Annotated in this window: 18 protein-coding genes and 1 pseudogene; 14 read left to right on the top strand and 5 right to left on the bottom strand. The window is 65.6% G+C overall.

The window, feature by feature from the left end:
• Positions 1 to 25: 25 nt before the first annotated feature.
• From ACPDIT_RS05210 to ACPDIT_RS05195, 4 genes are all read left to right on the top strand, one after another.
• Positions 26 to 1,303, top strand: a complete 1,278-nt coding sequence (locus ACPDIT_RS05210) for a sensor histidine kinase (protein ID WP_423442115.1) — start codon at positions 26 to 28, stop codon at positions 1,301 to 1,303.
• Between the two features lie 174 nt (positions 1,304 to 1,477).
• On the top strand, positions 1,478 to 1,900 hold the full coding sequence (locus ACPDIT_RS05205) for a DUF2784 domain-containing protein (protein ID WP_423442114.1): 423 nt from the start codon (positions 1,478 to 1,480) through the stop codon (positions 1,898 to 1,900).
• A gap of 195 nt (positions 1,901 to 2,095) precedes the next feature.
• Complete coding sequence (locus tag ACPDIT_RS05200; RefSeq protein ID WP_423442113.1) at positions 2,096 to 2,872, top strand: gamma-glutamyl-gamma-aminobutyrate hydrolase family protein; 777 nt, start codon at positions 2,096 to 2,098, stop codon at positions 2,870 to 2,872.
• A complete protein-coding gene (locus ACPDIT_RS05195; RefSeq protein ID WP_423442112.1) occupies positions 2,869 to 4,236 on the top strand; it encodes a sigma-54-dependent transcriptional regulator in 1,368 nt (455 codons plus the stop codon). The genes ACPDIT_RS05200 and ACPDIT_RS05195 overlap by 4 nt, the downstream gene beginning before the upstream one ends.
• A gap of 328 nt (positions 4,237 to 4,564) precedes the next feature.
• Here ACPDIT_RS05195 and ACPDIT_RS05190 read toward each other — a convergent pair whose 3' ends face one another.
• Positions 4,565 to 4,741, bottom strand: coding sequence for a hypothetical protein (locus tag ACPDIT_RS05190; RefSeq protein WP_423442111.1), 177 nt, complete (start codon positions 4,739 to 4,741; stop codon positions 4,565 to 4,567).
• 510 nt (positions 4,742 to 5,251) lie between these two features.
• Between ACPDIT_RS05190 and ACPDIT_RS05185 the strand changes: the two genes are divergently transcribed.
• The 6 genes and pseudogenes from ACPDIT_RS05185 to ACPDIT_RS05160 all read left to right on the top strand — a co-directional run bounded on the left by ACPDIT_RS05185 (position 5,252) and on the right by ACPDIT_RS05160 (position 12,389).
• A complete protein-coding gene (locus ACPDIT_RS05185; RefSeq protein ID WP_423442110.1) occupies positions 5,252 to 6,796 on the top strand; it encodes an ADP-ribosylglycohydrolase family protein in 1,545 nt (514 codons plus the stop codon).
• A 267-nt stretch (positions 6,797 to 7,063) separates the two neighbouring features.
• Positions 7,064 to 7,420: pseudogene (gene trxA, locus ACPDIT_RS05180) on the top strand (thioredoxin); the annotation flags it as partial.
• Between the two features lie 19 nt (positions 7,421 to 7,439).
• The gene (locus ACPDIT_RS05175) at positions 7,440 to 7,607 is read left to right on the top strand and encodes a DUF6132 family protein (RefSeq protein ID WP_423442109.1); all 168 of its coding nucleotides are present in this window, start codon (positions 7,440 to 7,442) and stop codon (positions 7,605 to 7,607) included.
• A 29-nt stretch (positions 7,608 to 7,636) separates the two neighbouring features.
• On the top strand, positions 7,637 to 7,897 hold the full coding sequence (locus ACPDIT_RS05170) for a YgaP family membrane protein (protein WP_423442108.1): 261 nt from the start codon (positions 7,637 to 7,639) through the stop codon (positions 7,895 to 7,897).
• 61 nt (positions 7,898 to 7,958) lie between these two features.
• Positions 7,959 to 8,996 carry an efflux RND transporter periplasmic adaptor subunit gene (locus ACPDIT_RS05165; protein WP_423442107.1) on the top strand — a complete coding sequence of 346 codons (1,038 nt, stop codon included), beginning with the start codon at positions 7,959 to 7,961 and terminating at the stop codon, positions 8,994 to 8,996.
• Positions 8,997 to 9,047: 51 nt separating this feature from the next.
• Positions 9,048 to 12,389 carry an efflux RND transporter permease subunit gene (locus tag ACPDIT_RS05160; RefSeq protein WP_423442106.1) on the top strand — a complete coding sequence of 1,114 codons (3,342 nt, stop codon included), beginning with the start codon at positions 9,048 to 9,050 and terminating at the stop codon, positions 12,387 to 12,389.
• A 39-nt stretch (positions 12,390 to 12,428) separates the two neighbouring features.
• Here the strand turns inward: ACPDIT_RS05160 and ACPDIT_RS05155 are convergent, their stop codons facing one another.
• The 3 genes from ACPDIT_RS05155 to ACPDIT_RS05145 form a co-directional block, all read right to left on the bottom strand.
• Positions 12,429 to 13,286 carry a hypothetical protein gene (locus ACPDIT_RS05155; RefSeq protein ID WP_423442105.1) on the bottom strand — a complete coding sequence of 286 codons (858 nt, stop codon included), beginning with the start codon at positions 13,284 to 13,286 and terminating at the stop codon, positions 12,429 to 12,431.
• Entirely contained in the window at positions 13,283 to 14,293 is a 1,011-nt protein-coding gene (hpnA, locus tag ACPDIT_RS05150; RefSeq protein WP_423442104.1) for a hopanoid-associated sugar epimerase, read from the bottom strand. Before hpnA ends, ACPDIT_RS05155 begins: the two co-directional genes overlap by 4 nt.
• A gap of 89 nt (positions 14,294 to 14,382) precedes the next feature.
• Positions 14,383 to 15,882 carry a class II fumarate hydratase gene (locus tag ACPDIT_RS05145; protein ID WP_423442103.1) on the bottom strand — a complete coding sequence of 500 codons (1,500 nt, stop codon included), beginning with the start codon at positions 15,880 to 15,882 and terminating at the stop codon, positions 14,383 to 14,385.
• A gap of 564 nt (positions 15,883 to 16,446) precedes the next feature.
• Between ACPDIT_RS05145 and ACPDIT_RS05140 the strand changes: the two genes are divergently transcribed.
• From ACPDIT_RS05140 to ACPDIT_RS05125, 4 genes are read left to right on the top strand one after another with little or no spacing between them, the layout of a single operon-like run.
• Positions 16,447 to 17,274: an ExeA family protein gene (locus ACPDIT_RS05140; RefSeq protein WP_423442102.1), complete on the top strand. Its 828-nt coding sequence runs from the start codon at positions 16,447 to 16,449 to the stop codon at positions 17,272 to 17,274.
• On the top strand, positions 17,271 to 17,957 hold the full coding sequence (locus tag ACPDIT_RS05135; protein WP_423442101.1) for a hypothetical protein: 687 nt from the start codon (positions 17,271 to 17,273) through the stop codon (positions 17,955 to 17,957). Before ACPDIT_RS05140 ends, ACPDIT_RS05135 begins: the two co-directional genes overlap by 4 nt.
• Before the next feature lie 29 nt (positions 17,958 to 17,986).
• A complete protein-coding gene (locus ACPDIT_RS05130; RefSeq protein ID WP_423442100.1) occupies positions 17,987 to 18,667 on the top strand; it encodes a CAAX prenyl protease-related protein in 681 nt (226 codons plus the stop codon).
• A gap of 35 nt (positions 18,668 to 18,702) precedes the next feature.
• A complete protein-coding gene (locus ACPDIT_RS05125) occupies positions 18,703 to 20,409 on the top strand; it encodes a class I SAM-dependent methyltransferase (RefSeq protein WP_423442099.1) in 1,707 nt (568 codons plus the stop codon).
• Between the two features lie 63 nt (positions 20,410 to 20,472).
• Here the strand turns inward: ACPDIT_RS05125 and ACPDIT_RS05120 are convergent, their stop codons facing one another.
• Positions 20,473 to 21,741: an L-rhamnose isomerase gene (locus ACPDIT_RS05120; protein ID WP_423442098.1), complete on the bottom strand. Its 1,269-nt coding sequence runs from the start codon at positions 21,739 to 21,741 to the stop codon at positions 20,473 to 20,475.
• Positions 21,742 to 22,249: the final 508 nt, after the last annotated feature.

Below are 22,249 nucleotides of genomic sequence, written 5' to 3'. Positions count from 1 at the left end.
CGATGGCGTGGGCCATGATACGTCCATGGGGCTTGCCGTCCTGTGTGCGGGCTTGCTCGTGGCGCTGGTGCTGCTGCACCTGGGCTGGCGCCGCCGCTACCGCGAGCTCCGGCAGATCCATGAACAGACCGTCCAACGCTGGGCCCGGTCCCACACGGAGTTTGTTCAAGAAGCTCAGACACGCTTGACCGCGGTGCTCAACACGCTGGCCGAAGGCATTCTGCTGTTGGATGAACATCACCGGGTTTTGCTTGCCAATCCCGCCTTTCGATCACTGTTCCAGCCGCCCGCCGCTCCGGAGGGCCAACCGCTGCTGGCGGCCCTGCGCTGGCACGAGCTGGATGAACTGTCCCGCGCGCTGTCGCCTGAACAGCCCGCCCTGACCCGGGAACTGGCCTGGAGCGGTCCTCCCGAACGCTGGCTGCGGGTCAGTGCCGCCGCCCTTTTCGATGCCGCGGGGAAACGCCTGCACACCATCCTGGTGTTCAGTGACCTGACCCGGCTCAAACAACTCGAACGTGTCCGACAGGAGTTTGTGGCCAATGTGAGCCACGAGTTGCGAACCCCGCTCTCGCACATCAAAGGGTATGTGGAAACCCTCCTGACCGGCGCGGCCAGCGATCCCGCCCTCCAACAACGCTGCCTTCAGACCATTGCACGCAACGCGAACCGTCTGGAGCTGCTGATCGAGGACCTCCTCACCCTGGCGGAATTGGAATCCGGTCAGGTGGCCCTTCAACCCCGCCCGATCTCGTTGCCGGATTTTGTCGGCAAAATCCTGCAGGACTTTCAGCCGCGGGCGTCTGCCAGGCAGATCCAATTGGAATCCCAGGTTCCCCCTCTGCGTGTCCGGGCCGATCCACTGCGCCTCGAACAGGTGCTGGCCAATCTGCTCGACAACGCCATCAAGTACGGCCGGCAGGGCGGCCGTGTGTGGGTCCGAGCCCGGACCTCGTCGGACGAATGGGTGGAGGTCGCCGTGGCCGACGACGGCCCCGGTCTGCCACCGGAGGCCTGCGAACGGGTGTTCGAAAGGTTCTACCGGGTGGACAAGGCCCGTTCCCGCGAGCAAGGCGGTACGGGGTTGGGCCTGGCCATCGTGAAACACATCGTGCAGCGGCACGGCGGTCGCGTTTGGGTGGAAAGCCAGCCGGGCCGCGGCGCGACCTTTTATTTCACCCTGCCGTCTGCGCCGGAACCTGCGGTCGCGGTTACGGAGTCCCCTGCTGTCGCCGCCGCCCCTTCTGCAGCTTCAAAGGTCGCCGGTAATGGGGGCCTTTCCGGGGGCGACACTCGCGAATAGCCACCGGCAACGCGGTGTCGGCCCCAACCGGGGGCGACCTCGCAGTCCACTTCCCGGGAGGCCGGCACGGAAGGGGAGCTCTTCGAGGGGGTCGAGTCCCGGGCTGGCTTCGCGGAAGCAACGGGTTCATCGTAAAAGTGCGGAGTGCGGGACCGGAACATGGGGAGGGCCCATATGTACTCGGTGTTGGCCGATGCGGTGTTGGCGGTGCACCTGGCCGTGGTCGTGTTCGTGGTCGGCGGGTGGCTGGCCGTTTGGGTGGGGGCGTGGTTGGGCTGGAGCTGGATTCGGTCTCCGGCGTTTCGCTGGGCGCACGCGGTCATGCTGGGTTTGGTCATCGTACAAGCGTGGTTGGGCCGGCTATGTCCCCTGACGCAGTTGGAATCCTGGCTGCGCCTGCAAGCCGGCCAACCGGCCTATCAACAGACGTTTATGCAACACTGGGTCCACCGGTTCCTGTTTTACGATGCGCCGTTGTGGCTGTTTGCTGTGCTTTACACCGGGTTCGGACTTTTGGTGCTGTGGACCTGGTGGAAGGTTCCGCCCCGGGCCCGGGTGGAGCCACGCCCTCCGGACGCCCCTGGCCGGAGAACTTGAGTCTCTTGGGCGCGCATTCGGTTTTTGAGCCGCGGATTCCAGCGCTCCGGGCAAAGGCCCGTTTCCCCGGGTGTGCCATGCCGGGGATGCCCGGAAATTCCGCCGCGCTTCCGGGACTGTCTGAAATGCGCCGGCCGGGGGCAGCCGCCGGCCGCGTATTGGCAAGAGACTGAATCATTTGCTACGGTCCGGACGATGACCCGGAAGCCTCTGGTGCTGGTCACCGCCGATGTCGATCGGCGCGGGGTGGAGTTCGGAGACCCTTCGCTGAGTTTGTCGTGGGCCTATGGACTGGCCCTGGAACAGGCGGGGGCGCTGCCGATGGCCCTGCCGCCCGTGGCGGAGGAATCCTCCGTGGTGGAACTGGTCGCCCGCTGTGACGGTGTGCTGCTGACGGGCGGCTACGACATCAACCCGAGGCTCTACCGTTCGCGCGTTCCTTCCGCTTTGCAAAAGACCTTGAAACTGACGCCTGATGGCGGGCGGCGCGACTGGGCGGAATTGTTGGTCCTTCGCGAGGTCTTTCGACAGCGCAAACCCTTGCTGGCCATTTGCCGGGGACACCAACTGCTGAACGTGGCGTTGGGGGGGACGTTGGTGCTGGACCTGCCCACGCAGCGACCGGGCGCGTTGAGGCATTACCAGAGCCGGCGCAAGAACGATGTGGCGCATGACGTGCAATTGACACCCGGCTCGCTGCTCCACACTATAACCGGTACGCAGGTGCTCGGGGTTAACAGCACCCATCACCAGGCCGTGGACCGCGTCGCCGGCCTGTTACAGGTAACGGCCACCAGCTCCGATGGTGTGATCGAGGGCTTGGAACTGGCAGGGACGTACCGCCATGCCCTGCCATTTCTTCTTTCGGTCCAGTTCCATCCCGAGCGGCTGCAGGACCGTTACCCGGGTCACCGGGCGATCTTCACGGCCTTTGTGCAAGCCTGCGCGGCCAATGGAAACCGGATGCTATGAAGGCAAGAATCCTCCTGGTGGATGACGACCCGGACATGCGGGAGCTGGTCGGCTCCTTTCTGTCCCAGAACGATTACGAGGTCCAGACCACCGACAGCGCCGCCGGCCTGCGCAGCCTGCTGGACGGGGAGGCGCCGGACGTCGTTCTGCTCGATTACAAGTTGCCGGAAACGCCCGGAGCCGTTCCCCAGGACATCGGCCTCACCCTCATGCCGGGCATCCGGCAGCGCTGGCCCGAAACCGAAATCATCATCTTGAGCGGTCACGGCACCCTCGACGTCGCCGTCGAGGCCGGCCGCCTCGGTGCCTACACCTTCATCAGCAAGCCGTTCGAGCTGGGCAAGTTGATGGCCGACCTGCAGTGCGCCCTGGAACACAAGGCGCAGCAGGCTGAAAACAGTGCCCTCCGCGATGCCCTGGCCACCTTCAGCGGCCTCAATTCGCCCATCTTCAAGAGCGCCGCCATGCAGGCGGTCATCCGCACCGTGGAACGCATTGCCCCGACCGATGTGACCGTCCTCATCACCGGCGAGAGCGGCACGGGCAAGGAAGTCATCGCCGACCTGCTCCACAGCCTCAGCAAGCGCAACAAAAACCGCATCATCAAGGTCAACTGCGCCGCCCTGCCGCGCGAACTGATCGAAAGCGAACTGTTTGGCTCCGTCAAAGGGGCCTACACCGGAGCTCACACGGACCGCGAAGGCCTGTTTCGCCAGGCCGAGGGCGGCACCCTTTTCCTCGACGAAATCTCCGAGATGCCCGTGGACACGCAAAGCAAACTGCTGCGGGTCCTGCAGGACCAGGAGGTCCGGCCCATCGGAAGCAAGGTCACGTACAAAACCAACTGCCGCATCATCACCGCCACCAATCGCAAACCCGAGGAGGCCATCAAAGAGGGCAAATTGCGCGAGGACCTCTACTACCGCATCAGCACGGTCTCCATTCACCTGCCCCCCCTGCGGGAGCGCCGGGACGATATTCTCCCGCTGGCGCAGGCTTTCCTGCGCCGGTTCAGTGCCCAGGCCAACCGTGTCATCAATGGATTCACTCCGGCGGCCATCGACAGGCTCTTGAACTTCGACTGGCCCGGCAACGTCCGTCAGTTGCAGAACGAGATTCAACGCGCCGTGCTGCTCAGCGACGGCCCCATGATCGACGCCGCCGATTTGTCCATTGCACGGTCCCCGGACGACACAGCCGTCTCCCCCGACACCAATTTCACCCTTCTGGAGGGCGTCGAGCGCAACGCCATCATCCAAATGCTGAAAGCCACGGGAGGGAACAAGGTCGAAGCCGCCCGGCGGCTCGGCATCGGCCGCCAGACCCTCTACAACAAAATCAAGGCCTACGGGATCAAGATCTGAGTCCCTGCTTGTTTTCGTGGTTCACGACCTGTAAGCCCCCTCTGAAATACTTCCGATGGCCGGCTGGTGCACAGGGCGCAACATCGAGCCGGGGCCACTTGACTCTTGACCCGGCCGGAGCTCCTGCCGGAACGGCTGCGCGGCGCTTTCAATGCGCGCATCCGCGCTTGCGCCGCGTTCCGTGGCCCACATCTCCAACCTGTGGCGCCCGTTGCGCCGGGGACCCCGCCTGGTGGCAAGGATGGCGCGGCGGCACCCGGCGGTCGCAAACAAGCGACTCCATGCGAACCAAGGTCAGCGAATGCGCAGGCTTGTCTGCTCCGGCGGATTACTTTTTGGACCGCAGGAACTCGGACAACTTCTGTGCGTCGCTCACCTGGGTCTCGATCTTCAGGAGGCGCGTGATGAAGTAAACGACCGCAATGGGGATCGTAATCACGAAGAAGCCCAGCAGCGTTAGCAACAGCCAGCTTCCGTGCCATTCGTAGCGGGTGACCTTGTCCATGGATGAGTTTTTGGATTTGATGAGCTCCCGGGCGCGCCCTGTCGGACTCGAGCCGACTTCCCGCAAGGCGGCCTGGTGCCCCCACGGGCGCGGGCCAGGTGTCTGACAGGGATCATTCAATCGTTCTCCGCCATCGTCAATATCTTTAGTCCCGGAGTCCGGGAAAGCCCGCGCGCCTCATGAGCCCGGCTTGGGAGCCTCGGGGTCATGAGCCCCAAAAACGCAGCTCCGACACCTCCTGCAGGTCCGGCGTCGACGTCCCAAAGCCCTTGGGCGATCCCTCCGGCCGGGGTGTGCCCTGGTCTGAACCTTCCCGTATGCACACCGACCGCCACTGACGCCGCCAGCAGCTGGTCGCCCTTGCCCGCCACGGCCCTGAAGGCGCCGTCCGCCACGGTCCAAGGTTTTGCCAGGAAGCAGGCGACGCGATGCGGGGCGACAGACATCGGCCGGGAGCTCCGAACGTGAAAGGGAATTGACCGGGAAATGGGGGCGCCCCAGTCTGGCGTCATGAACCGAGTCCTCTCCCTTCCGGTTGTCCTGACACTCCTTTTCTGGGGACATGCAATCCTGACCGCGTCGGGAGCCGCGCAACGGCTGAGCCGCGCTGCCTTGCTCGACAAAATCCGCGGCGGCTGGGCGGGCCAGATGATTGGTGTGGCCTACGGAGCGCCCACCGAGTTCCGGTCCTGCGGGCGCATCGGCGAGTGGGAACTGCGATGGGAGCCGGGGATGCTGGAGAACGCGCTCCACCAGGATGATCTCTACGTGGAGATGACATTTGCCAAGGTCTTGGACGAGGTGGGGCTGGACGCGACTCTGCAGCACTTTGCGGAGGCCTTCAAGACTTCCCGGTATCACCTCTGGCATGCCAATGCTGGCGCCCGACGCGCGCTGAATCAAGGGATCGCCGCGCCCTGGTCGGGACATCCCCGGTACAACTTTCACGCCAATGACATCGATTTTCAGATCGAGTCGGACTTCATCGGGCTGATGTGCCCGGGCTTGCCCCGGGAAGCGATCCGGTACTGTGATCGCGTGGGCCGGGTCATGAACTACGGCGACGGCTTGTACGGCGGGATGTTCGTTTGCGGGATGTACGCGGCGGCCTTCTTCGAGCAGGACCCACGTCGGGTGGTGGAGGCCGGACTTCGGTGTCTTCCGGCGCGGAGCGAGTATGCCCGCCTGATTGCCGACGTCCTCCGTTGGCATGCGGAACATCCCGCGGATTGGCGCCGGGTGTGGCATCGGATCGAGGAGAAATGGAACCGGGACGATCCCTGCCCGGATGGCTTCCAGCGGGATTTCAACATCGACGCCAAGCTGAACGGGGCGTACATCGCCCTGGGACTGTTGTACGGCGGAACTGACTTCGAACGCACGTTGGAAATCAGTACCCGGTGCGGACAGGATTCGGACTGCAATCCGTCCAACGCCGCAGGCATTCTCGGGGTCATGCTCGGATATGAACGCATTCCGGAGAAATTCAAGGCGGGCCTGGAGTTGCTGGTGGACCGGAAGTTTGACTTCACGGACTACTCTTTCAACGACATTGTTCGATCCACCGAGGCGCGGGCACTGGAGCTGATCCGCCGCACGGGCGGGCGGGTGACGGAGACCGAGGTCGTGATCCGAACCCAGCGCCCGCGCGCCCCGCGGCTGGAGCAGTGGTCGCCGGGAATTCCGGATCGGCGCCTGTCCGTGCAGGATGCCGCATGGACCTGGTCGGGCGGGTGGCGGGACGGGGACGGCGCCCGGGTGAGTGTAGAGGCGGGCGACGAAGCCGTGTTGCAGTTCGAGGGCGTGGCCGTGGCGATTCTGGGCCGACTGACGCAACGCGGAGGTCGCGCGGAGGTGTATCTGGACGGCAAGAAACAGGATCTTCTCCTGGACGCGTACATCGTACCGAACACGCACGACAATGTCCTGTGGCAAATCCACGGCTTGCGGAACGGGCGTCACACACTGCGGATCGTAACCACGGGCGCGGTCGATCCGCGCTCGCAAGGCCGGGAAGTGGCCATTCGGGAGGCCCTGGTGTACCGGGCGCGGTGACGGCCGCCGGCGCGGGAGCCGGTTGCCGGGACGGGCGCAGGGCGGGATCGATCTCTGACGGGGCGGGGAGCATTGCCCGGAGACTTTCGCGGGGGCCTGACCAGGGAGGACCTGGGTTTTGCAGCCCGTGGGACGCTTGTCCGGAGGCTGTTCTTCACCCGGGCTTCAAGGGTCGACTCATCAGATTTGTACCGCGGAATCGCCATGGGTTTGTAACCGGGGACCGATTCGCGGCTCTAGCCCCGTGACTCGAGCAGAAAAAAAGCCGAGGAAAGGATGAAGCGTATGGTGCGCGAAGTGAATGAGATGGAGTTCGAGGCCGAGGTGCAGGGCGCCGACCGGCCGGTGGTGGTGGATTTCTATGCACCCTGGTGTGGGCCGTGTCGGATGCTGGCCCCGGTTTTGGAGCGTTTGGCGGCCGAGTGGTCCGACCGGATTCGCTTTCTCAAGGTCAACGTGGACGAGGCGCCCGAACTGGCGATGCGGTATGGCGTGACTGGCGTGCCCACACTGATGATGTTTGCCGGCGGCCGCCCGGTGGATCAGATCGTGGGCCTGGTCCCGCCGCGGGCCCTGGAGCAGTGGCTGGCTCAGGGCGTGTTGGCGCATGCGGCACGGTCGTGAGGTGGGTTTGGAGAACCCCATGATCTGGCGTGTTTTCCTGGGCGCGGGGGTGGGGGCCCTGCTGGGCTACGGCTGGTACAAGCTGGTGGGCTGCAGCACCGGGGCCTGCCCCTTGACGAGTCACCCGGTCATCAGCACGGTTTATGGTGCAGTGCTGGGTGCCCTCGTGGCCACCAGCCTGCATTGAGCAACCCCTTCAGACGGGAGGAACGGGTTATGGAACGAATCATTCGACGGTTTGCCGGCAGCTTCATTTTGCTGAGTTTGCTGCTGGCGCAGTACCACAGTCGGTACTGGCTCTGGTTCACTGCCTTCGTGGGGCTGAACCTGCTGCAGAGCTCCTTCACGGGGTTCTGTCCGTTGGAGAAGCTGCTGCGGCGGCTCGGCGTGGGCAGTGAAAAACCGGCCGGTTCGACCGGCACGCCGGCGACCGCCACGGCTTCGGCCGGCGCCGGCGGAGACTGCTGCAGCCGATAAAAAGGAGTGACGCGCGTGCGGCCCAAGCTTGTCCTTGGGCCGCACATTATTCCCGAGAGTTATGGAACGAACGACGTCAACCCCGAGGCTTTTGTTGTTGTTCGCCCTGGTCGGGGCGTGGGTCGGATGCGAGAAGCCACCGGCCGCCCCGGGCGACGGAACGACGGAACTGCCGGTGGTGGAGGTGCGCACGCAACGGGTGGAACGCCAGCGACGCTGGGCCACGGAAGAGGTGGTGGGCACGGTCCGACCCAGATTGCGCGCGGTCCTGGAGGCCAAGGTGAGCGGGCGGATCGAAGAGATGCGCGTGGTGCCGGGGCAGTTGGTTCGGGCGGGGGAGTTGCTGGTGCGTTTGGAGGATCGGGAGATTCGAGCCCGACTGGAACAGGCGCGGGCACTGCATGAGCAGGCCGAGCGGGACTTTCGCCGGCGCGAGACGTTGTGGCGGGAGCAGACCATTTCAAGGGCCGAATATGATGCGGCGGAGGCACAGTTGCGGGTGGCCGTTGCGGCCCTGCAGGAGGCGGAGACGCAACTGGCCCACACCCGGATCGTCGCGCCCTTTGACGGTCGGATCACGGCCAAACATGCCGACGTCGGGGACCTGGCGGTTCCGGGACGGCCGCTGGTGGAAATCGAGGATCCCCGGGCGCTGCGGCTGGAGGCGGATGTGCCGGAGGCTTTGCTGGAGAAGGTTCAGTTGGGGCAGCGCCTGGAAGTTCGCATCCCGGCGGCGCAGGTGACCCTGGAGGGGACGGTCAGCGAGATCACGCCGGTGGCGGATCCGCGGACGCGGACGTTCCCGGTGAAGGTGGACCTGCCGCCGCAACCCGGGTTGCGCAGCGGTCTTTTCGGCCGTCTGGTGATTCCGGTGGCGGAGGTGGAGGCGATCCGGGTGCCGGCGCGGGCGGTCCTTGTGCGAGGGCAGATGGAGTTGGCGTATGTGGTGCGCGGGGAGCGTGCGGAACTGCGGCTGGTGAAGACGGGCAAACGCCTCGCGGAAGAGGTCGAGGTGGTCTCGGGCCTGGCGCCGGGCGAGGTCCTGGTGGTGGAGGCGGATCAGCCCTTGCGGGACGGCCAGCCGGTGAGGGTCAAGTAGCGGGTCGATCGCGGAGGCGGGGAGTGCGTCGGCGGACTTCTGGGTAGAGCCATGGCAACGCAGCAATCCAAACCCACACCTGCGGTTCACTCGGGTCCGGGGCTGGCCGGCGGCCTGGCGCGGGCCTTCATTGATTCGAAACTGACGCCGCTGTTGGTGCTGACGTCGGTGTTCCTCGGCGTGTTTGCCGTGGTGCAGCTGCCGCGGGAGGAGGAGCCGCAGATCAAGGTGCCGATGATCGACGTAATGGTCTCCATGCCGGGCGCTTCGGCCAAGGAGATCGAGGAACGCGTCACGCGGCCGATGGAGAAGCTGCTCTGGGAGATTCCCGGCGTGGAATACATTTACTCGACGTCGCGGGAGGGGGAGAGCCTGGTGATCGTGCGGTACAAGGTGGGGTCCGACCCGACCGAGAGTCTGGTGAAACTGACGGAAAAGCTGCGGTCGAATTTCGATCGGATTCCGCACGGGGTCACGCAGCCGCTGATCAAGTTGAAGTCGATTGATGATGTGCCGATTCTGGCGCTGACGTTCCACAGTCCGCATTACGACCACCTGACGCTGCGCCGGTTGGTGGCCCAGGTGGATGACGCTGTCAAGCAGGTGGAGCAGGTGGCGGAGACGATGATCATCGGCGGGGCGCGGCGTCAGGTGCGGGTGCTGTTGGATCCGGTGCGGCTGGCGGCGCGGAATCTCAGTCCGGTGGGTTTGATTCCGATGCTGCAGCAGGCAAACCGGCAGTACCGGGCCGGCGGCCTGACGGGGGAGGATCGGGAGATCCTGATCGAGACGGGTGGATTCCTGCGCAACGCCGAGGAGGTGGCGCAGGTGGTGGTGGGCGTGCACGGGGGCAAGCCGGTGTACCTGCGCGACGTGGCGGAGATCGTGGACGGTGCGGAGGAGCCGAGCCAGTATGTGTTGTTCGGGTACGGGGCGGCGGGGCGGCCGACGGGGGCCTCGACGGAAGAGGAACCGGCGGTGACGTTGACGGTGGCGAAGCGCCCGGGGGCCAACGCCATCACCGTGGCGCGGCGGGTGCTGCGGAAGGTGGAAACGTTGCGGGGCACGCTGATCCCGTCCGATGTGTCCATCACGATTACGCGGCACTACGGGGAAACCGCGGCGGAGAAGTCCGATGAACTGCTGCTGCACATGGCCATCGCGGTGTTCGGCGTGTCGCTGTTGATCTGGCTGACGCTGGGCTGGCGGGAGGCGGGGATTGTCGGAATCGCCATTCCGGCCACGCTGGCGTTGACCTTGCTGGTGTTTTATCTGACCGGCTTCACCCTGAATCGCATCACACTGTTCGCGTTGATCTTCAGCATCGGGATTCTGGTGGACGATGCGATCGTGGTGGTGGAGAACATCGTTCGCCACTTCCATTTGCCGCAGAACCGGGGCCGTTCCTGGAGTGCCATTGCCATCGAGGCGGTGCAGGAGGTGGGGAATCCGACGATCCTGGCGACCTTTGCGGTGATCGCGGCGGTGCTGCCGATGGCGTTCGTCGGCGGGCTGATGGGGCCGTACATGCGCCCGATCCCGATCGGCTCGAGTGCGGCGATGTTTTGGTCGTTGCTCATCGCCTTCATGGTGACGCCGTGGGCGAGCGTGCGGATTTTGCGGTGGGGGCGGAAGTATCGGCAGTTGACCGAGGGCGCACCCGTGGGGTCGGGGCCCGCGTCGCATGCCGGGCATCCGGAGGACCTGTTCACGCGGCTCTATCGGCGGTGGATGGGGCCGTTGATTGCGCACGCTTCGTGGCGGCATGCGTTTCTGGGGCTGGTGGTGCTGTTGCTTCTGGCCGCCATGGCCACGGTGCCGCTGGGATGGGTCAAGGTGAAGATGCTGCCGTTCGACAACAAAAGTGAGTTTCAGATCATTTTGAACATGCCGGAGGGCAGCTCCCTGGAGCGGACCGCCCGGGCGGCGCGGGAGATTGCCGCGGCGATCCGGAACGAACCGGAGGTCACCGATTACCAGATCTATGTCGGGACTGCCGCGCCTTTCAATTTCAACGGGCTGGTGCGGCATTACTTCATGCGCCGCGGGGCGCACGTTGCGGATCTGCAGATCAATCTTCTGCCGAAGGGCCGGCGCCAGGCGCAGAGCCATGACATTGCGAAGCGGGTGCGGCCCCGGGTGGCGGCCATCGCCGAGCAATACGGTGCGCGGGTGGCGGTGACGGAGGTGCCCCCCGGGCCGCCGGTGTTGCAAACCCTGGTGGCGGAGATCTACGGGCCCACGGAGGAGGACCGTTTGCGGCTGGCGGAAGAGGTGCGGGCCATTTTCAAGCAAACGCCCGGGGTGGTGGACGTGGATGCCTACATCGAGGCCGACCAACCAAAGGCGCGGTTTGTGATCGACAAGGAGAAGGCCGCGCTTCACGGCATCAGCGCCGAGACGATTTCCCGAACGCTGCAAATCGCGGTGGGAGGGCTGTCCATCGACCTGGTCCATCAACCCCGGGAGAAGGAGGATGTGAATCTGGTGTTGGAGTTGCCGCGTTCGGCCCGCACCTCGCCGGAGGATCTGCTGGCGTTGTGGGTGCGCTCGGGGGACGCGAACGCGTTGCCGGAGCCCGGGGGCACGGCCGGACCGCCACCGTTGATTCCGTTGCGGGAGTTGGTGCGGATCGAATCCACCGTGGCGGACAAGAGCATTTATCACAAAAACCTGTTGCCGGTGACGTACGTGATCGGGGACGTGGCCGGCGAGGCGGAGAGCCCGGTGTACGCCATTCTCAAGATGAACCGGGCCCTGCGACAGCTGGATACTCGGGCCTTCGGCGGCGACGGTTCTCCGCTGCGCATCTACAATGCGACGTTGCCGTTCACGGACCAGCAACCGGCGATCAAATGGGACGGCGAATGGCACATTACCCTGGAGGTCTTCCGGGATCTGGGCCTGGCCTTTGCCGCGGTGCTGGTGCTGATTTATGCCCTGATGGTGGGTTGGTTCCGGTCCTTCCTGACTCCCTGGGTGGTGATGGCCGCCATTCCATTCTCTTTGATTGGGATCCTGCCGGCCCACGGGGCCATGGGCGCGTTTTTCACGGCCACCTCCATGATCGGGTTCATGGCCGGGGCGGGCATCGTGGTGCGCAACTCCATCATCCTGGTGGATTTCATCGAGCAACGGCTGGCGGAAGGCATGCCGCTGGCGGAGGCGGTGGTGGATGCCGGAGCCGTGCGGTTTCGGCCGATGCTGTTGACGGCGATGGCCGTGGTCGTGGGCGCGGCCGTGATTCTGGCGGACCCGATTTTCCAGGGGTTGGCGATCTCGTTGATGGCGGGCGAGATTGCGTCGCTGCTGGTCAGTCGCATGGCGGTGCCGGTGCTTTACTACATGGCCTACCGGCACGTGTATGAGAGGCCGGCTCCGGTGGACGCGTAGGCATCGCGGGAGAGCGACGGTCCGGAACGGTGGCCAACCTCACAGCTCGGGCAGCCACCGCAGGCGGGCTTCCAGTTCGTCGGGGGTCAGCCAGCGCAGATGCGGAGGCGAGGCTGCGCCACCCGTGACGGCAGCCCGTGGGGACGCAGAAGCGGGTTGCAGTTCGTACCAGGCTTGTCCGCTCAGGCGCTGGACGCGCACGGGGCTGCAGCGGCAAATGAGCGCGGTGATTCGGTTCTGGTGGGACACGTGCACGATCGGACCCATCGGCATCGGCGCGTCGTCGAATGTCTCCACCACCACGGCCCGCGGCGGGGAGGACAGAGGCATATCGGATTCTGCGGCAAAATGCCGCGGCGGGGTGGCCGGGCCGAACGACTGCCGGGCGGCTTCTTCCCAGTGACGCGCCACGAAGAGGCGTGAGGGCTGGTCTTCGGTCCCGGGCAATTCCCAGAGCACGGGCTGACCACGTGTGCCCAGGAGAATGCGAAAGGCCAGCCAGACCGTTGCGGGTCTCCCGGCGCCTTCCCGGCTGCGCGGGCCGGGGGATTGCCAGAAATAGATGAGCTGCGGCCAGGGACGTTGATGAATCGTCAGCGATTGTTCCTCGACCCAGAGGACGCGCGGCGGGTTCGGGGGCCGGCCTCGCGCGGGGTCCGTTTCCAACACCAGAAGTGGCGCGAACAGTCCCGGCAAACCGCCTTCATTGGAGGCTTCGACCGGCTTGACCAGCCAGGCTTCGGCGAAGGTTTGGCGGGCTTCCTGTCGCGCAGTTTCGCTCGGATCAGATCCGCCCAAGGGCGGTCGGGACGTCTGACATCCGGCCGCGCTGACGAGGAGGAGAAGGGCCGTGGCGGCGGCGGCGATCCGCATGGGGGCTCGGTTCGCGCTCCTCATGGGGCCTGGACGTAGCCGTGGGCGCGAAACCAGTCAATGGCTTCGGCGAAGGCTTCGCGCGGGGGTGTTTGGGGCAGTCCCAATTCCCGGATGGCCTTGGCCGGATTGAAAAACATTTTGTACCGGGCCATGCGGACGCCGGCCAGGGGAGCCCGCGGGGGTTGGCCGGTAAAACGAGAGCGCACCTCTTCTGCACAAGCGGCCAGGAAGGCCACCCACCAGGGAATGCGCCAACGGGGTGCGGGTAATCCCGTAAGTTCGGACAACACCTGCAAGGTTTGCCGCAGTGTCCAGTTGCCCTCCGCGTGCCCCAGGATGTAACGCTCGCCCACCCGGCCGCGCTCGGCGGCCAGGATGTGGCCCACGGCGACGTCGCGCACGTGAACCCAGTTCAGCCCCGTGTCCACGTAGGCGGGCAGCGCACGGTTCAGGAAATCGAGGATGATGCGGCCGGTCGGTGTGGGTTTGACGTCGCGGGGACCGATGGGCGCACTGGGATTGACTATCACCACGGGACTTCCGGCCCGGGCGAGTTGGAGGGCCAGTTGTTCCGCCTGCCATTTCGAGAGTTTGTAGGGGTTGCTCATTTGGCGGATGCTGACGGGGGTGCTCTCGTCGGACGGCACGATGGAACCGTGGCGCGGTCGGGGCAGACCGATGCACCCGACGGTGCTGGTGTAGACGATGCGTTCGCAGCCGGCCCGCGTGGCGGCCTCCAGCACGATGCGGGTGCCTTCGACGTTGGTGGTGAACATGGGTCGGTAGTCCCGCATCCAGAGGGCGTAGGTGGCGGCCACGTGAAAGCACCAGTGGCAGCCCTGGACGGCACGCGTGACGGCCTCGCGATCGGTCACGTCGCCTTCGACCAGCTCGCAAGCGGCGCCGTCCAGGCCCCTGCGGTTGCTGCGCGGGCGGACGAGGGCCCGCACGGTGTGGCCCCGCGCCAGCAGTTCGTGGACGAGGTTGGCACCGACGAACCCGGAAGCCCCTGTCACCAGGCATTTCATGCGATGGGCAGTGTGGCGCAAACGCCCCTGTGAGACCAGCCGGAGCCACCGGCGTGGACACGGCGGGGCGGTGTGGGGCTGGAACCGCCTCAGGCGTTGCTCTTGGAGGGCGGGACCTGGAGGGGGGCCCCGGGCTGGCCGGTGGCACCGTGAGTCGGAGAGACCGTGCCGGGAGCCAGGGGCGGCGGCAGGACAGCCCCACCCGGCTCGGTTTGCCGTGCGGGATCGAGCAGGGCGTCCAGCTGGCGTTCGTCCAACCCGGACAGTTCCAGGGCCACTTCGCGGACGGTGCGACCTTCTTCCTGGGCGATGCGCGCGATTTGTGTGGCTTTGTCGTGGCCCAGGACAGGGGCCAGAGGCGCGCAGAGGGCCAGGCTGCGCTCCAGGATCTCGGAACAACGCTGGCGGTCGGCCTCGATGCCGGCCACGCAATGTCGGGCGAAGGCCTGGGCGGCAGGGGCAAGCAGTTCGATGCTCAGGAGCAGGTTGTAGGCGGCCACGGAAATCATGGTGTTGAGCTGGAACTCTCCGAAGGTGCCGGCGGCGGTGACGGCGGCGTCGTTGCCAATGACCTGGATCCCGACCTTCAGGACCGTCTCGCAAAGGACGGGATTGATCTTGCCGGGCAGGGTGGCGGTGCCCGGGGTGGCGGCGGGCAGCTTGATCTCGCCCAGGCCGCTGCGGGGACTGGAGCCGAGCCAGCGGAGGTCATTGGCGATCTTGATCAGTGTCACGGCCACGCTCTTGAGCGCGCCGCTGGCCTCCACCAGGGCATCGAGGTTGGACTGGGCATAGAAGTGATTGTGCGCCTCTTCCAGGGCCAGTCCGGTCTCGCTGGCGATCCCGGCGATGGTCAAACGAGCGAACTCGGGATGGGTGTTGAATCCAGTGCCCACGGCGGTGCCGCCCAACGGCAAGGCTCCCAGGCTTTCCTCCACGTTCCAGAGGCGATCCACGGCGTGTTCCACTTGCGCGGCGTACCCGCTGAATTCCTGGCCCAGCCGGATGGGGGCGGCGTCCTGCAGATGGGTGCGCGCGATCGTCAGGATGGGATGAAACTCCCGCGCCTTGCGATCCAGGACGGTGTGCAGCTCGTTCAAGGCCGGGATGACCTGATGGACAATGCCGTCCAGGGCGGCCATTTGGACGGCGGTGGGGATGACGTCGTTGCTGGACTGGCCGCAGTTCACGTGGTCGTTGGGGTGGACCAGTTTGTCCCCCAGTTTGCCACCCAGCAGTTCGGTGGCACGGTGGGCGATCACCTCGTTGGCGTTCATGTTGACCGAAGTGCCGGAGGCGGTCTGGAAAATATCCACCACGAATTGGTCGTCCCAGCGGCCCTGGATGACTTCCTGGGCGGCGTGTTGAATGGCCTGGGCGATGCGCTGGGGCAGGAGCCCCAGCCTTCCGTTGGTGATCGCCGCGTGTTTTTTGATCAAACCGAGGGCGCGAATAAAGGACCGTGGAAACCGCAGTCGGCTCACCGGAAAACAATGGAGGGCCCGGGCCGTGTGCGCGCCGTAGTAGGCATTGGCAGGAACCAACATTTCCCCGAGGGCATCCGTTTCCACCCGATACTCCGTGTCCATGCCCCGGACTTTAGCGGCTTCCGAGTCCCTGAGCGAGCCGAATCGGGCCGGACCGGTCTCTCCCCCGTGTTTTCACCGAATCCATCGAGGGGCCGAACGGGATCGCGCCTTCAGCGCGCCGTGGGTTTGTCCCTGCGGGGCGCGTGCACCTGCCCGGGGCAACGCCCCCGGGTGACCGGACTCTGCTTTTTCCCTGCCCTGAAGGGGCGCAAGTCGGTGTTAGTACGGCCGGCGTTCCCGACGGGATCGCCGGGTGGCACCCTCTCAAGGCGCGGGGCATTTTCACGGGACCGGGTTCTTGCGGCGTTGCCCCGGGCTGACGGAGTGGCCATGCGCCTCCGTGCCGCGGATGGGCCCCCGGGATCCGTCCACCGTGAAGGGCGCACATTTATTGAGCCGCCGATTCGAGGATTCGAGGGAAGCCCCGTGCCCTTCGCCCCGGGCCGATCCGTGTCGATGACGTTCGGATTTCTCCCGAGCTTTCGGAGGTTTTCAAACCGGAAACGCGCCGGCAGTTTGGGGCTCCGGGGGTTTGCTGTTTCTGGCCGGACCGGGATGTGGTACATGAACGGCGTGTATCTCGCATATTACGGGCTGAGCGAACCGCCGTTCGACCTGACGCCGAATCCGCGGTTTCTGTTTTACAGCGCGAAACACCGCGAGGCGTTCAATCATCTGCTGTACGGCATTCGCGAGCGCAAGGGGTTCGTGCAGTTGACGGGAGAAGTCGGGGCCGGCAAGACCACCCTTTGCCGGGCGCTGCTCGACCAGTTGGATTCCCGCCACTACTCGACGGCGCTGATTCTCAATCCCGTGCTGAGTCCGGATCAGTTGATGCGGGCCATTGCGACGGAGTTCGGGCTCGATGTACACGGGGGCGATCGACTGGACGCGCTGCAGGCGATCAATCGGCATTTGCTCGAACTGACGGCCCAGGGGCGGGAGGCCGTCCTTTTCCTTGATGAGGCGCAGGATTTGACGGACGAGCTGCTCGAGCAGGTGCGGCTCCTCTCCAACCTGGAAACGCAGGATCGCAAGTTGCTGCAGATCGTGCTGATGGGACAGCCGGAGCTGCGGGACCGCTTGAACGACCCGCGGCTGCGGCAACTGCGTCAGCGGATCACGGTGCGGTATCATCTTCGGCCGCTGACGCGGACCGAGGTGGCACGGTATGTACAGCATCGACTGACCGTGGCCGGAGCGAAAGGAACGCCCTACTTTACCCTGCCGGCCCTCTGGCGGGTGTATGCCTACAGCCGCGGCATTCCGCGCCTGGTCAACGCTGTTTGTGACAAGGCGCTGTTGGCCGGTTTTGTGTATCAGACGCACCGGATCGACCTCGCTTTGGTGGGACGGGCGATTCGAGAACTGGAAGGTCACATTCGCGCATGAGCCTGATTCACGATGCCCTGCGCCGGGCGCAGGCACAGCGTCCGGGCGGTGCCTCCGGAGCCCCGCCGGAGCCGTCGTGGCAGCCCGTGCCGCCACCGCCGCCGCGGCCGCGGCCCTGGGGCTGGGTGCTTTTGGGGATGGTGGCCGCGTTTGGAATTGTGCTGATCTGGGAGGGTTGGCGGGGGGAACGCTCCGACCCAGGACCGCCACGGCCCGATGGCACCGGCGAAACCGACGGAGCCCGGTTTGCCCCGACAACCGCGGCCAGTCCGAGCCCTGGGGACCGGGGATCGGGCGCGGTGTCGCGTCCAACCGGAGCCGGCGGGGTGGAGGTTTCGGGAGCGATTCCCGACTCCGGTGGAACCGGGCCCGGCGGAGCCGAACGGCCGGTTTCCGTGGAGGTGGCGGGTTCGGAACTTGCCGCGCCCACCAATGTCGGCACCGGGGCCGCAGCGGTTTCACTGCCCGAGGCCGTTTCCGTCCGCGACCTTCCGGGCACCTCTGCCATTCCCGCGCTGCGGCTGCAGGGGATTCTCTATCATCCGCAGCGGCCGCTGGCGGTGATCAATCAACGCACGGTGGGCCCCGGGAGCGAACTGGCCGGCTGGCGGGTGGAACGCATCGAGCCGGAGCGCGTCATTCTCGTCGGACACGGTCGGACCAACGTGTTGGAACTTCCCTGAAAGGAAGGGACGGTGCAGGCTGGGGCCGTATGAAGCTGTTGCAGAGTTACTTGGAACGGTCGCCCACCACGGCCCGGGTCATGCCGTTTTTCATCTTTTTGCTTTTGACCGCGGGGCAGGACTTTTTCGGCAGCGAAGGACGCTACTGGATGTACCTCTTCAAAACGCTGGTGGGCGCGTGGATGATCTGGGAAATGCGGCCCCTCGTGGCCGAGATGCGATGGGCCTTCAGCTGGGAGGCCGTGGTCGTTGGCGTCATCGTGTTCGTCCTCTGGGTGGGGCTGGATCCTTGGGTTCCCAAGAATCACCTGTTCTTCAAGCCGAGCGAGGGCGGATGGAATCCGCACGAGGTCTTTGGTCAGGATTCCTGGCAGGCGTGGGTGTGCATCGTGGGACGGATTCTGGGCTCGAGTCTGGTGGTGCCGCCGTTGGAGGAGGTGTTCTATCGGTCCTTTCTCTATCGGTGGTTTGTGCGGGTGGACTTCTGGAACCTTCCGCTGAACCATCGGCACGTGCTTTCCTGGGGGGTCACGTCCCTGGTGTTCGGCCTGGTGCATTATGAGTGGCTGGCGGGCATTTTGTGCGGCTTGTTGTATCAAGGGTTGGTGTTGCGCAAGAACCGGTTGGGGGATGCGATGACGGCCCACGCGATCACCAATTTCCTCCTGGGTTTGTGGGTGGTGAGTCGGGGCGCGTGGGGGTTCTGGTGAACGGTGCGGGCCCGGCCGGCAGTTCGATCGACCGGATGAATGGGTGCAATTCCTCCGGCACTCTGGATTTCGACGGGCCACCGGCCCCGGGCAGGTGGCCCACTCCGCCCTGTGTGCTTTACGAAGACGAGCACATTCTGGTGGTGCACAAGCCGACCGGCTGGAGCACGCACGCCCCGTCGCCATGGTCCGGGGAGGGTTTGTATGAGTGGCTGCGGCACCGCGAACCGCGGTGGGCGAACCTGGCCATTGTGCAGCGCCTGGACAAGGACACCAGTGGCGTGATGGTCTTTGGCAAAACGGCCGCGGCCAACCGGAGTCTCACCGAGCAATTCGTCGAGCATCGGGTTCGGAAGCGCTACGTGTTTTGGAGCCACCGGCGCCATGCCCGCCCGAGTGTGACGATTCGTTCGAGTTTGGTGCGTTCCGGTGCGCGCTATCTCAGTGAGCCGCCCCGGCCGGGTCAGCCGGTGGCCGAGACGCGGTTTGAATGGACGGAGCCCCCACTGCGGGTCTCCACACCCGCCTGGGCCGAAACGGCGCCGGGGTCGGACCTGGAGGTCTGGCCCGGAACCGCGTGGCCGGTGACGGGACGGACGCATCAGATCCGCGCACAGGCGGCCGCCGCGGGCTTTCCCATACTGGGAGACCGTCTCTACGGGGGGTTGCCGTGGCCGCGCCTGTGTCTGCACGCGGCGGGATTGGAGTTCCGCCATCCGGTTACGGATCGGCTCATGAAGTTCGAGGTGCCGGCGGATTTCTCGAGCTGGCCGGCCCTGGCATTGCGGCAAGCCTGCATCGAGCCCGTTCTGACGGACGCCTACCGGTTGGTGCATGGTGCGGCCGATGGCCGACCGGGTTGGTACGTGGACCGGTTGGGCCCTTACCTTTTGTGCCAGAGCGATCAGCCCGTCGCGGGAGAGCCGTGGCCCTGGCTGGCCGCCTCGGTGGGCGCTGCCGCCGTGTATCACAAGCTGCACCGGCGCCGGCTGGAGGGGCTGGGACCGGCAGAAGCCGCCCCGCGTCCGTGGTGGGGCCGGCCGGCCCCCTCGCGCTTCGTCATCCGCGAGAACGGACTGCGGTTCGAGCTCAGCTTCGAGGAGGGTTACTCGGTGGGACTGTTTCTGGACCAGCGCGACAATCGGCGGCGGATTCTGACGGGTCATGTGGCCGCGCATTTCCCGCTGTGGGGATCCGGCTCCGGCAGTCCGGAGGAGGCTCGGGAGGTTTTGAACACGTTTGCCTATACGTGCGGTTTTTCGGTGGCCGCGGCCCGCGCCGGGACGCGGGTGACCAGCGTGGATTTGTCGCGCAAGTATCTCGACTGGGGCCGACGCAATTTCGAGCTCAACGGGCTGGACCCGACGGGTCACGAGTTTGTGAATGGCGATGTGCGCGACTGGCTGCGTCGGTACCGGCGCCGGGGCCGGCGGTTTGATCTGGTGTTGCTGGATCCGCCGACGTTCTCGCGCTCCAAGACGGGGGGAGTGTTTCGTGTGGAGAAAGATCTGGCGGCGGTCGTAGCTGCCGCCGCCGGGTTGGTGAGGGCCGGGGGCGTGCTGTTCGTTTCTTCGAATGCGGCCCAATGGCCGGCCCAAGAATTTGTCGAAGCCGTCCGTGCGGGCGTGCAAGCCACGGGCCGGCCCATTCGGCAGGAGCACTATGTGTCGCAGCCTCCGGATTTTCCGGTGCATCCGGAGGAGCCGGCTTATTTGAAGTGCCTCTGGCTGCGCCTGGATTGAGCGAAAAGCCCGCCCGCGGGTTATGGGACGGCCCGCCCTTCTCCGGAGTGGATGAGGACAGACTTATTGCCGCTGTCGCAGGACCTGGTTCTCGTAGGCCCGCACCTCCTCCAACCAGGCTTCGCCCACGGGCACGCCCTGTTGGGCGCAATAGTAATCCCACACGGCGCCCCAGGGCAGGTGTTTGGCCTCCTCCATGAGGGCCAGGCGGCCCGTGTAATCGCCCGCGCGTTCCAGGGCCTGATACTGGGGCCACGGTTCCAGCAGCGCGAACAACAGGGCCCGTAACAGACTGCGTGCGCCGATCACCCAGGCCGCTACGCGGTTGATGCTGGCATCGAAGAAATCCAGCCCCAGGTGGGTGCGATCCAGGTACCGCCCCCGGACGAGCTCCTGGGCGATGGCCAGCAGGTCATCGTTCACGATGACGACGTGATCGCTGTCCCAGCGCACGCCGCGGCTGACGTGCAGCAGGATGCCCGGCACGTAGCACAGCACGGACGAGATTTTGTCCGCGAGACTTTCCGTGGGGTGATAGTGACCGGCGTCCAGGCAGAGCAACTTGCCCCGGCTGACGGCGTAGCCCAGGTAGAACTCGTGCATGCCGACGGTGTAGCTCTCGGCGCCGATTCCGAAGAGTTTGCCCTCCACGGCATCCAGGTTGTGCCGCGGGGACAACGGCTTGCGGAAGACCTCGTCGAGGGCCTCCAGGAGCCGCTCGCGCGGACCTCGTCGATCCGCGGGCAGGTCCTTCATCCCGTCGGGGATCCACACGTTGGTCACGGTGGGGGTGCCCAGCGCGCGGCCCATGGCCGCGCCGATTTCCCGACAGCGCTGGCAGTGCTCGATCCAGTATCGTCGGATCGACCGGTCCGGATGGGACAAGGTAAAGCCGTCTGCCGCCAGCGGGTGAGCGAAACAGGTCGGATTGAAATCGAGCCCGATGCCCAACTGGCGGGCCCAGTCGATCCAGCCCCGAAAGTGCCGGAGTTCAATCTCGTTCCGTTCCACCTTGCGTCCCCCGAACTCCCCGTAGATGGCGTGGAGATTGAATCGGTGGCGGCCCGGGATGAGGGAGAAGGCTTTCTCGGCATCGGCGCGCAATTCGTCCGGCGTGCGCGCCCGGCCGGGATACGCCCCCGTAACCGCCAGGCCTCCGCCGGGGGCGTCCGCGCCGCCCTCGAAACCGCGCACGTCATCTCCCTGCCAGCAGTGCAGAGAGACGCGCAACTGTGAAAGGGTCTTCAGGGCTTTTTCCGTATCCACGCCCAGGGCTGCATAACGTTCCCGGGCCAGCCGGTATGCCTGTTCGACGCGTTTCTTCGGTTTCATGAACGCATTCTTCCTCCAATCCGTCGCGGCTGTACGCGCTCGAGGGTCCCTGAGGCGCCGGGGGGCTGAACCCGCCCAACCCCTTGGGACCGGAATCGGACCGTTCGGGCACGGCACACCAACGTTCCCGTGCCCTTGGGCCAAAGCCAGCTCAAAGTTTGGACTCTCGGAACCCCGGAGCATTTCCGTTTTTGCGCCCCGAATTGAAGGGTCCCGAGGAAGGGTCGTTTGCCATCGGTTTTGCCCTCGCAAGACCTGAGGATCCGCCGGGCTTTCGAGGCTTTTCAGAGCCCGTAGTGCACCATGGGACGTCCGAGTGCCGGAGCCCGAGGGACCCACGCCCAAGAGACATGTGGCCCGGCCGGAGTTGTCCACAGTCCGCTGCCTTGTACGGTCCGGCTGGTTGAATGAGGAATCCTCCACACTCACCGAGGAGGAAAGACAGGGCCGGGCCCGGACGAGAACCCTCGGCGCGGCCGCAACACCGGTTGCGAGGGCGCGGTGTTGG

Source organism: Limisphaera sp. VF-2 (genome assembly GCF_049537125.1).
Lineage (GTDB): Bacteria > Verrucomicrobiota > Verrucomicrobiia > Limisphaerales > Limisphaeraceae > Limisphaera.
Note: the sequence above shows the minus strand (reverse complement) of the source record. Positions and strands in the feature narration are given on the sequence as shown.

What these genes read in the sequence shown, in the direction of transcription:
- ACPDIT_RS05210 (WP_423442115.1), top strand. Translation starts at nt 26, where the DNA reads ATGGGGCTTGCCGTCCTGTGTGCGGGCTTGCTCGTGGCGCTGGTGCTG.
- ACPDIT_RS05205 (WP_423442114.1), top strand. Translation starts at nt 1,478, where the DNA reads ATGTACTCGGTGTTGGCCGATGCGGTGTTGGCGGTGCACCTGGCCGTG.
- ACPDIT_RS05200 (WP_423442113.1), top strand. Translation starts at nt 2,096, where the DNA reads ATGACCCGGAAGCCTCTGGTGCTGGTCACCGCCGATGTCGATCGGCGC.
- ACPDIT_RS05195 (WP_423442112.1), top strand. Translation starts at nt 2,869, where the DNA reads ATGAAGGCAAGAATCCTCCTGGTGGATGACGACCCGGACATGCGGGAG.
- ACPDIT_RS05190 (WP_423442111.1), bottom strand. Translation starts at nt 4,741, where the DNA reads ATGGACAAGGTCACCCGCTACGAATGGCACGGAAGCTGGCTGTTGCTA.
- ACPDIT_RS05185 (WP_423442110.1), top strand. Translation starts at nt 5,252, where the DNA reads ATGAACCGAGTCCTCTCCCTTCCGGTTGTCCTGACACTCCTTTTCTGG.
- ACPDIT_RS05175 (WP_423442109.1), top strand. Translation starts at nt 7,440, where the DNA reads ATGATCTGGCGTGTTTTCCTGGGCGCGGGGGTGGGGGCCCTGCTGGGC.
- ACPDIT_RS05170 (WP_423442108.1), top strand. Translation starts at nt 7,637, where the DNA reads ATGGAACGAATCATTCGACGGTTTGCCGGCAGCTTCATTTTGCTGAGT.
- ACPDIT_RS05165 (WP_423442107.1), top strand. Translation starts at nt 7,959, where the DNA reads ATGGAACGAACGACGTCAACCCCGAGGCTTTTGTTGTTGTTCGCCCTG.
- ACPDIT_RS05160 (WP_423442106.1), top strand. Translation starts at nt 9,048, where the DNA reads ATGGCAACGCAGCAATCCAAACCCACACCTGCGGTTCACTCGGGTCCG.
- ACPDIT_RS05155 (WP_423442105.1), bottom strand. Translation starts at nt 13,286, where the DNA reads ATGAGGAGCGCGAACCGAGCCCCCATGCGGATCGCCGCCGCCGCCACG.
- hpnA (WP_423442104.1), bottom strand. Translation starts at nt 14,293, where the DNA reads ATGAAATGCCTGGTGACAGGGGCTTCCGGGTTCGTCGGTGCCAACCTC.
- ACPDIT_RS05145 (WP_423442103.1), bottom strand. Translation starts at nt 15,882, where the DNA reads ATGGACACGGAGTATCGGGTGGAAACGGATGCCCTCGGGGAAATGTTG.
- ACPDIT_RS05140 (WP_423442102.1), top strand. Translation starts at nt 16,447, where the DNA reads ATGAACGGCGTGTATCTCGCATATTACGGGCTGAGCGAACCGCCGTTC.
- ACPDIT_RS05135 (WP_423442101.1), top strand. Translation starts at nt 17,271, where the DNA reads ATGAGCCTGATTCACGATGCCCTGCGCCGGGCGCAGGCACAGCGTCCG.
- ACPDIT_RS05130 (WP_423442100.1), top strand. Translation starts at nt 17,987, where the DNA reads ATGAAGCTGTTGCAGAGTTACTTGGAACGGTCGCCCACCACGGCCCGG.
- ACPDIT_RS05125 (WP_423442099.1), top strand. Translation starts at nt 18,703, where the DNA reads ATGAATGGGTGCAATTCCTCCGGCACTCTGGATTTCGACGGGCCACCG.
- ACPDIT_RS05120 (WP_423442098.1), bottom strand. Translation starts at nt 21,741, where the DNA reads ATGAAACCGAAGAAACGCGTCGAACAGGCATACCGGCTGGCCCGGGAA.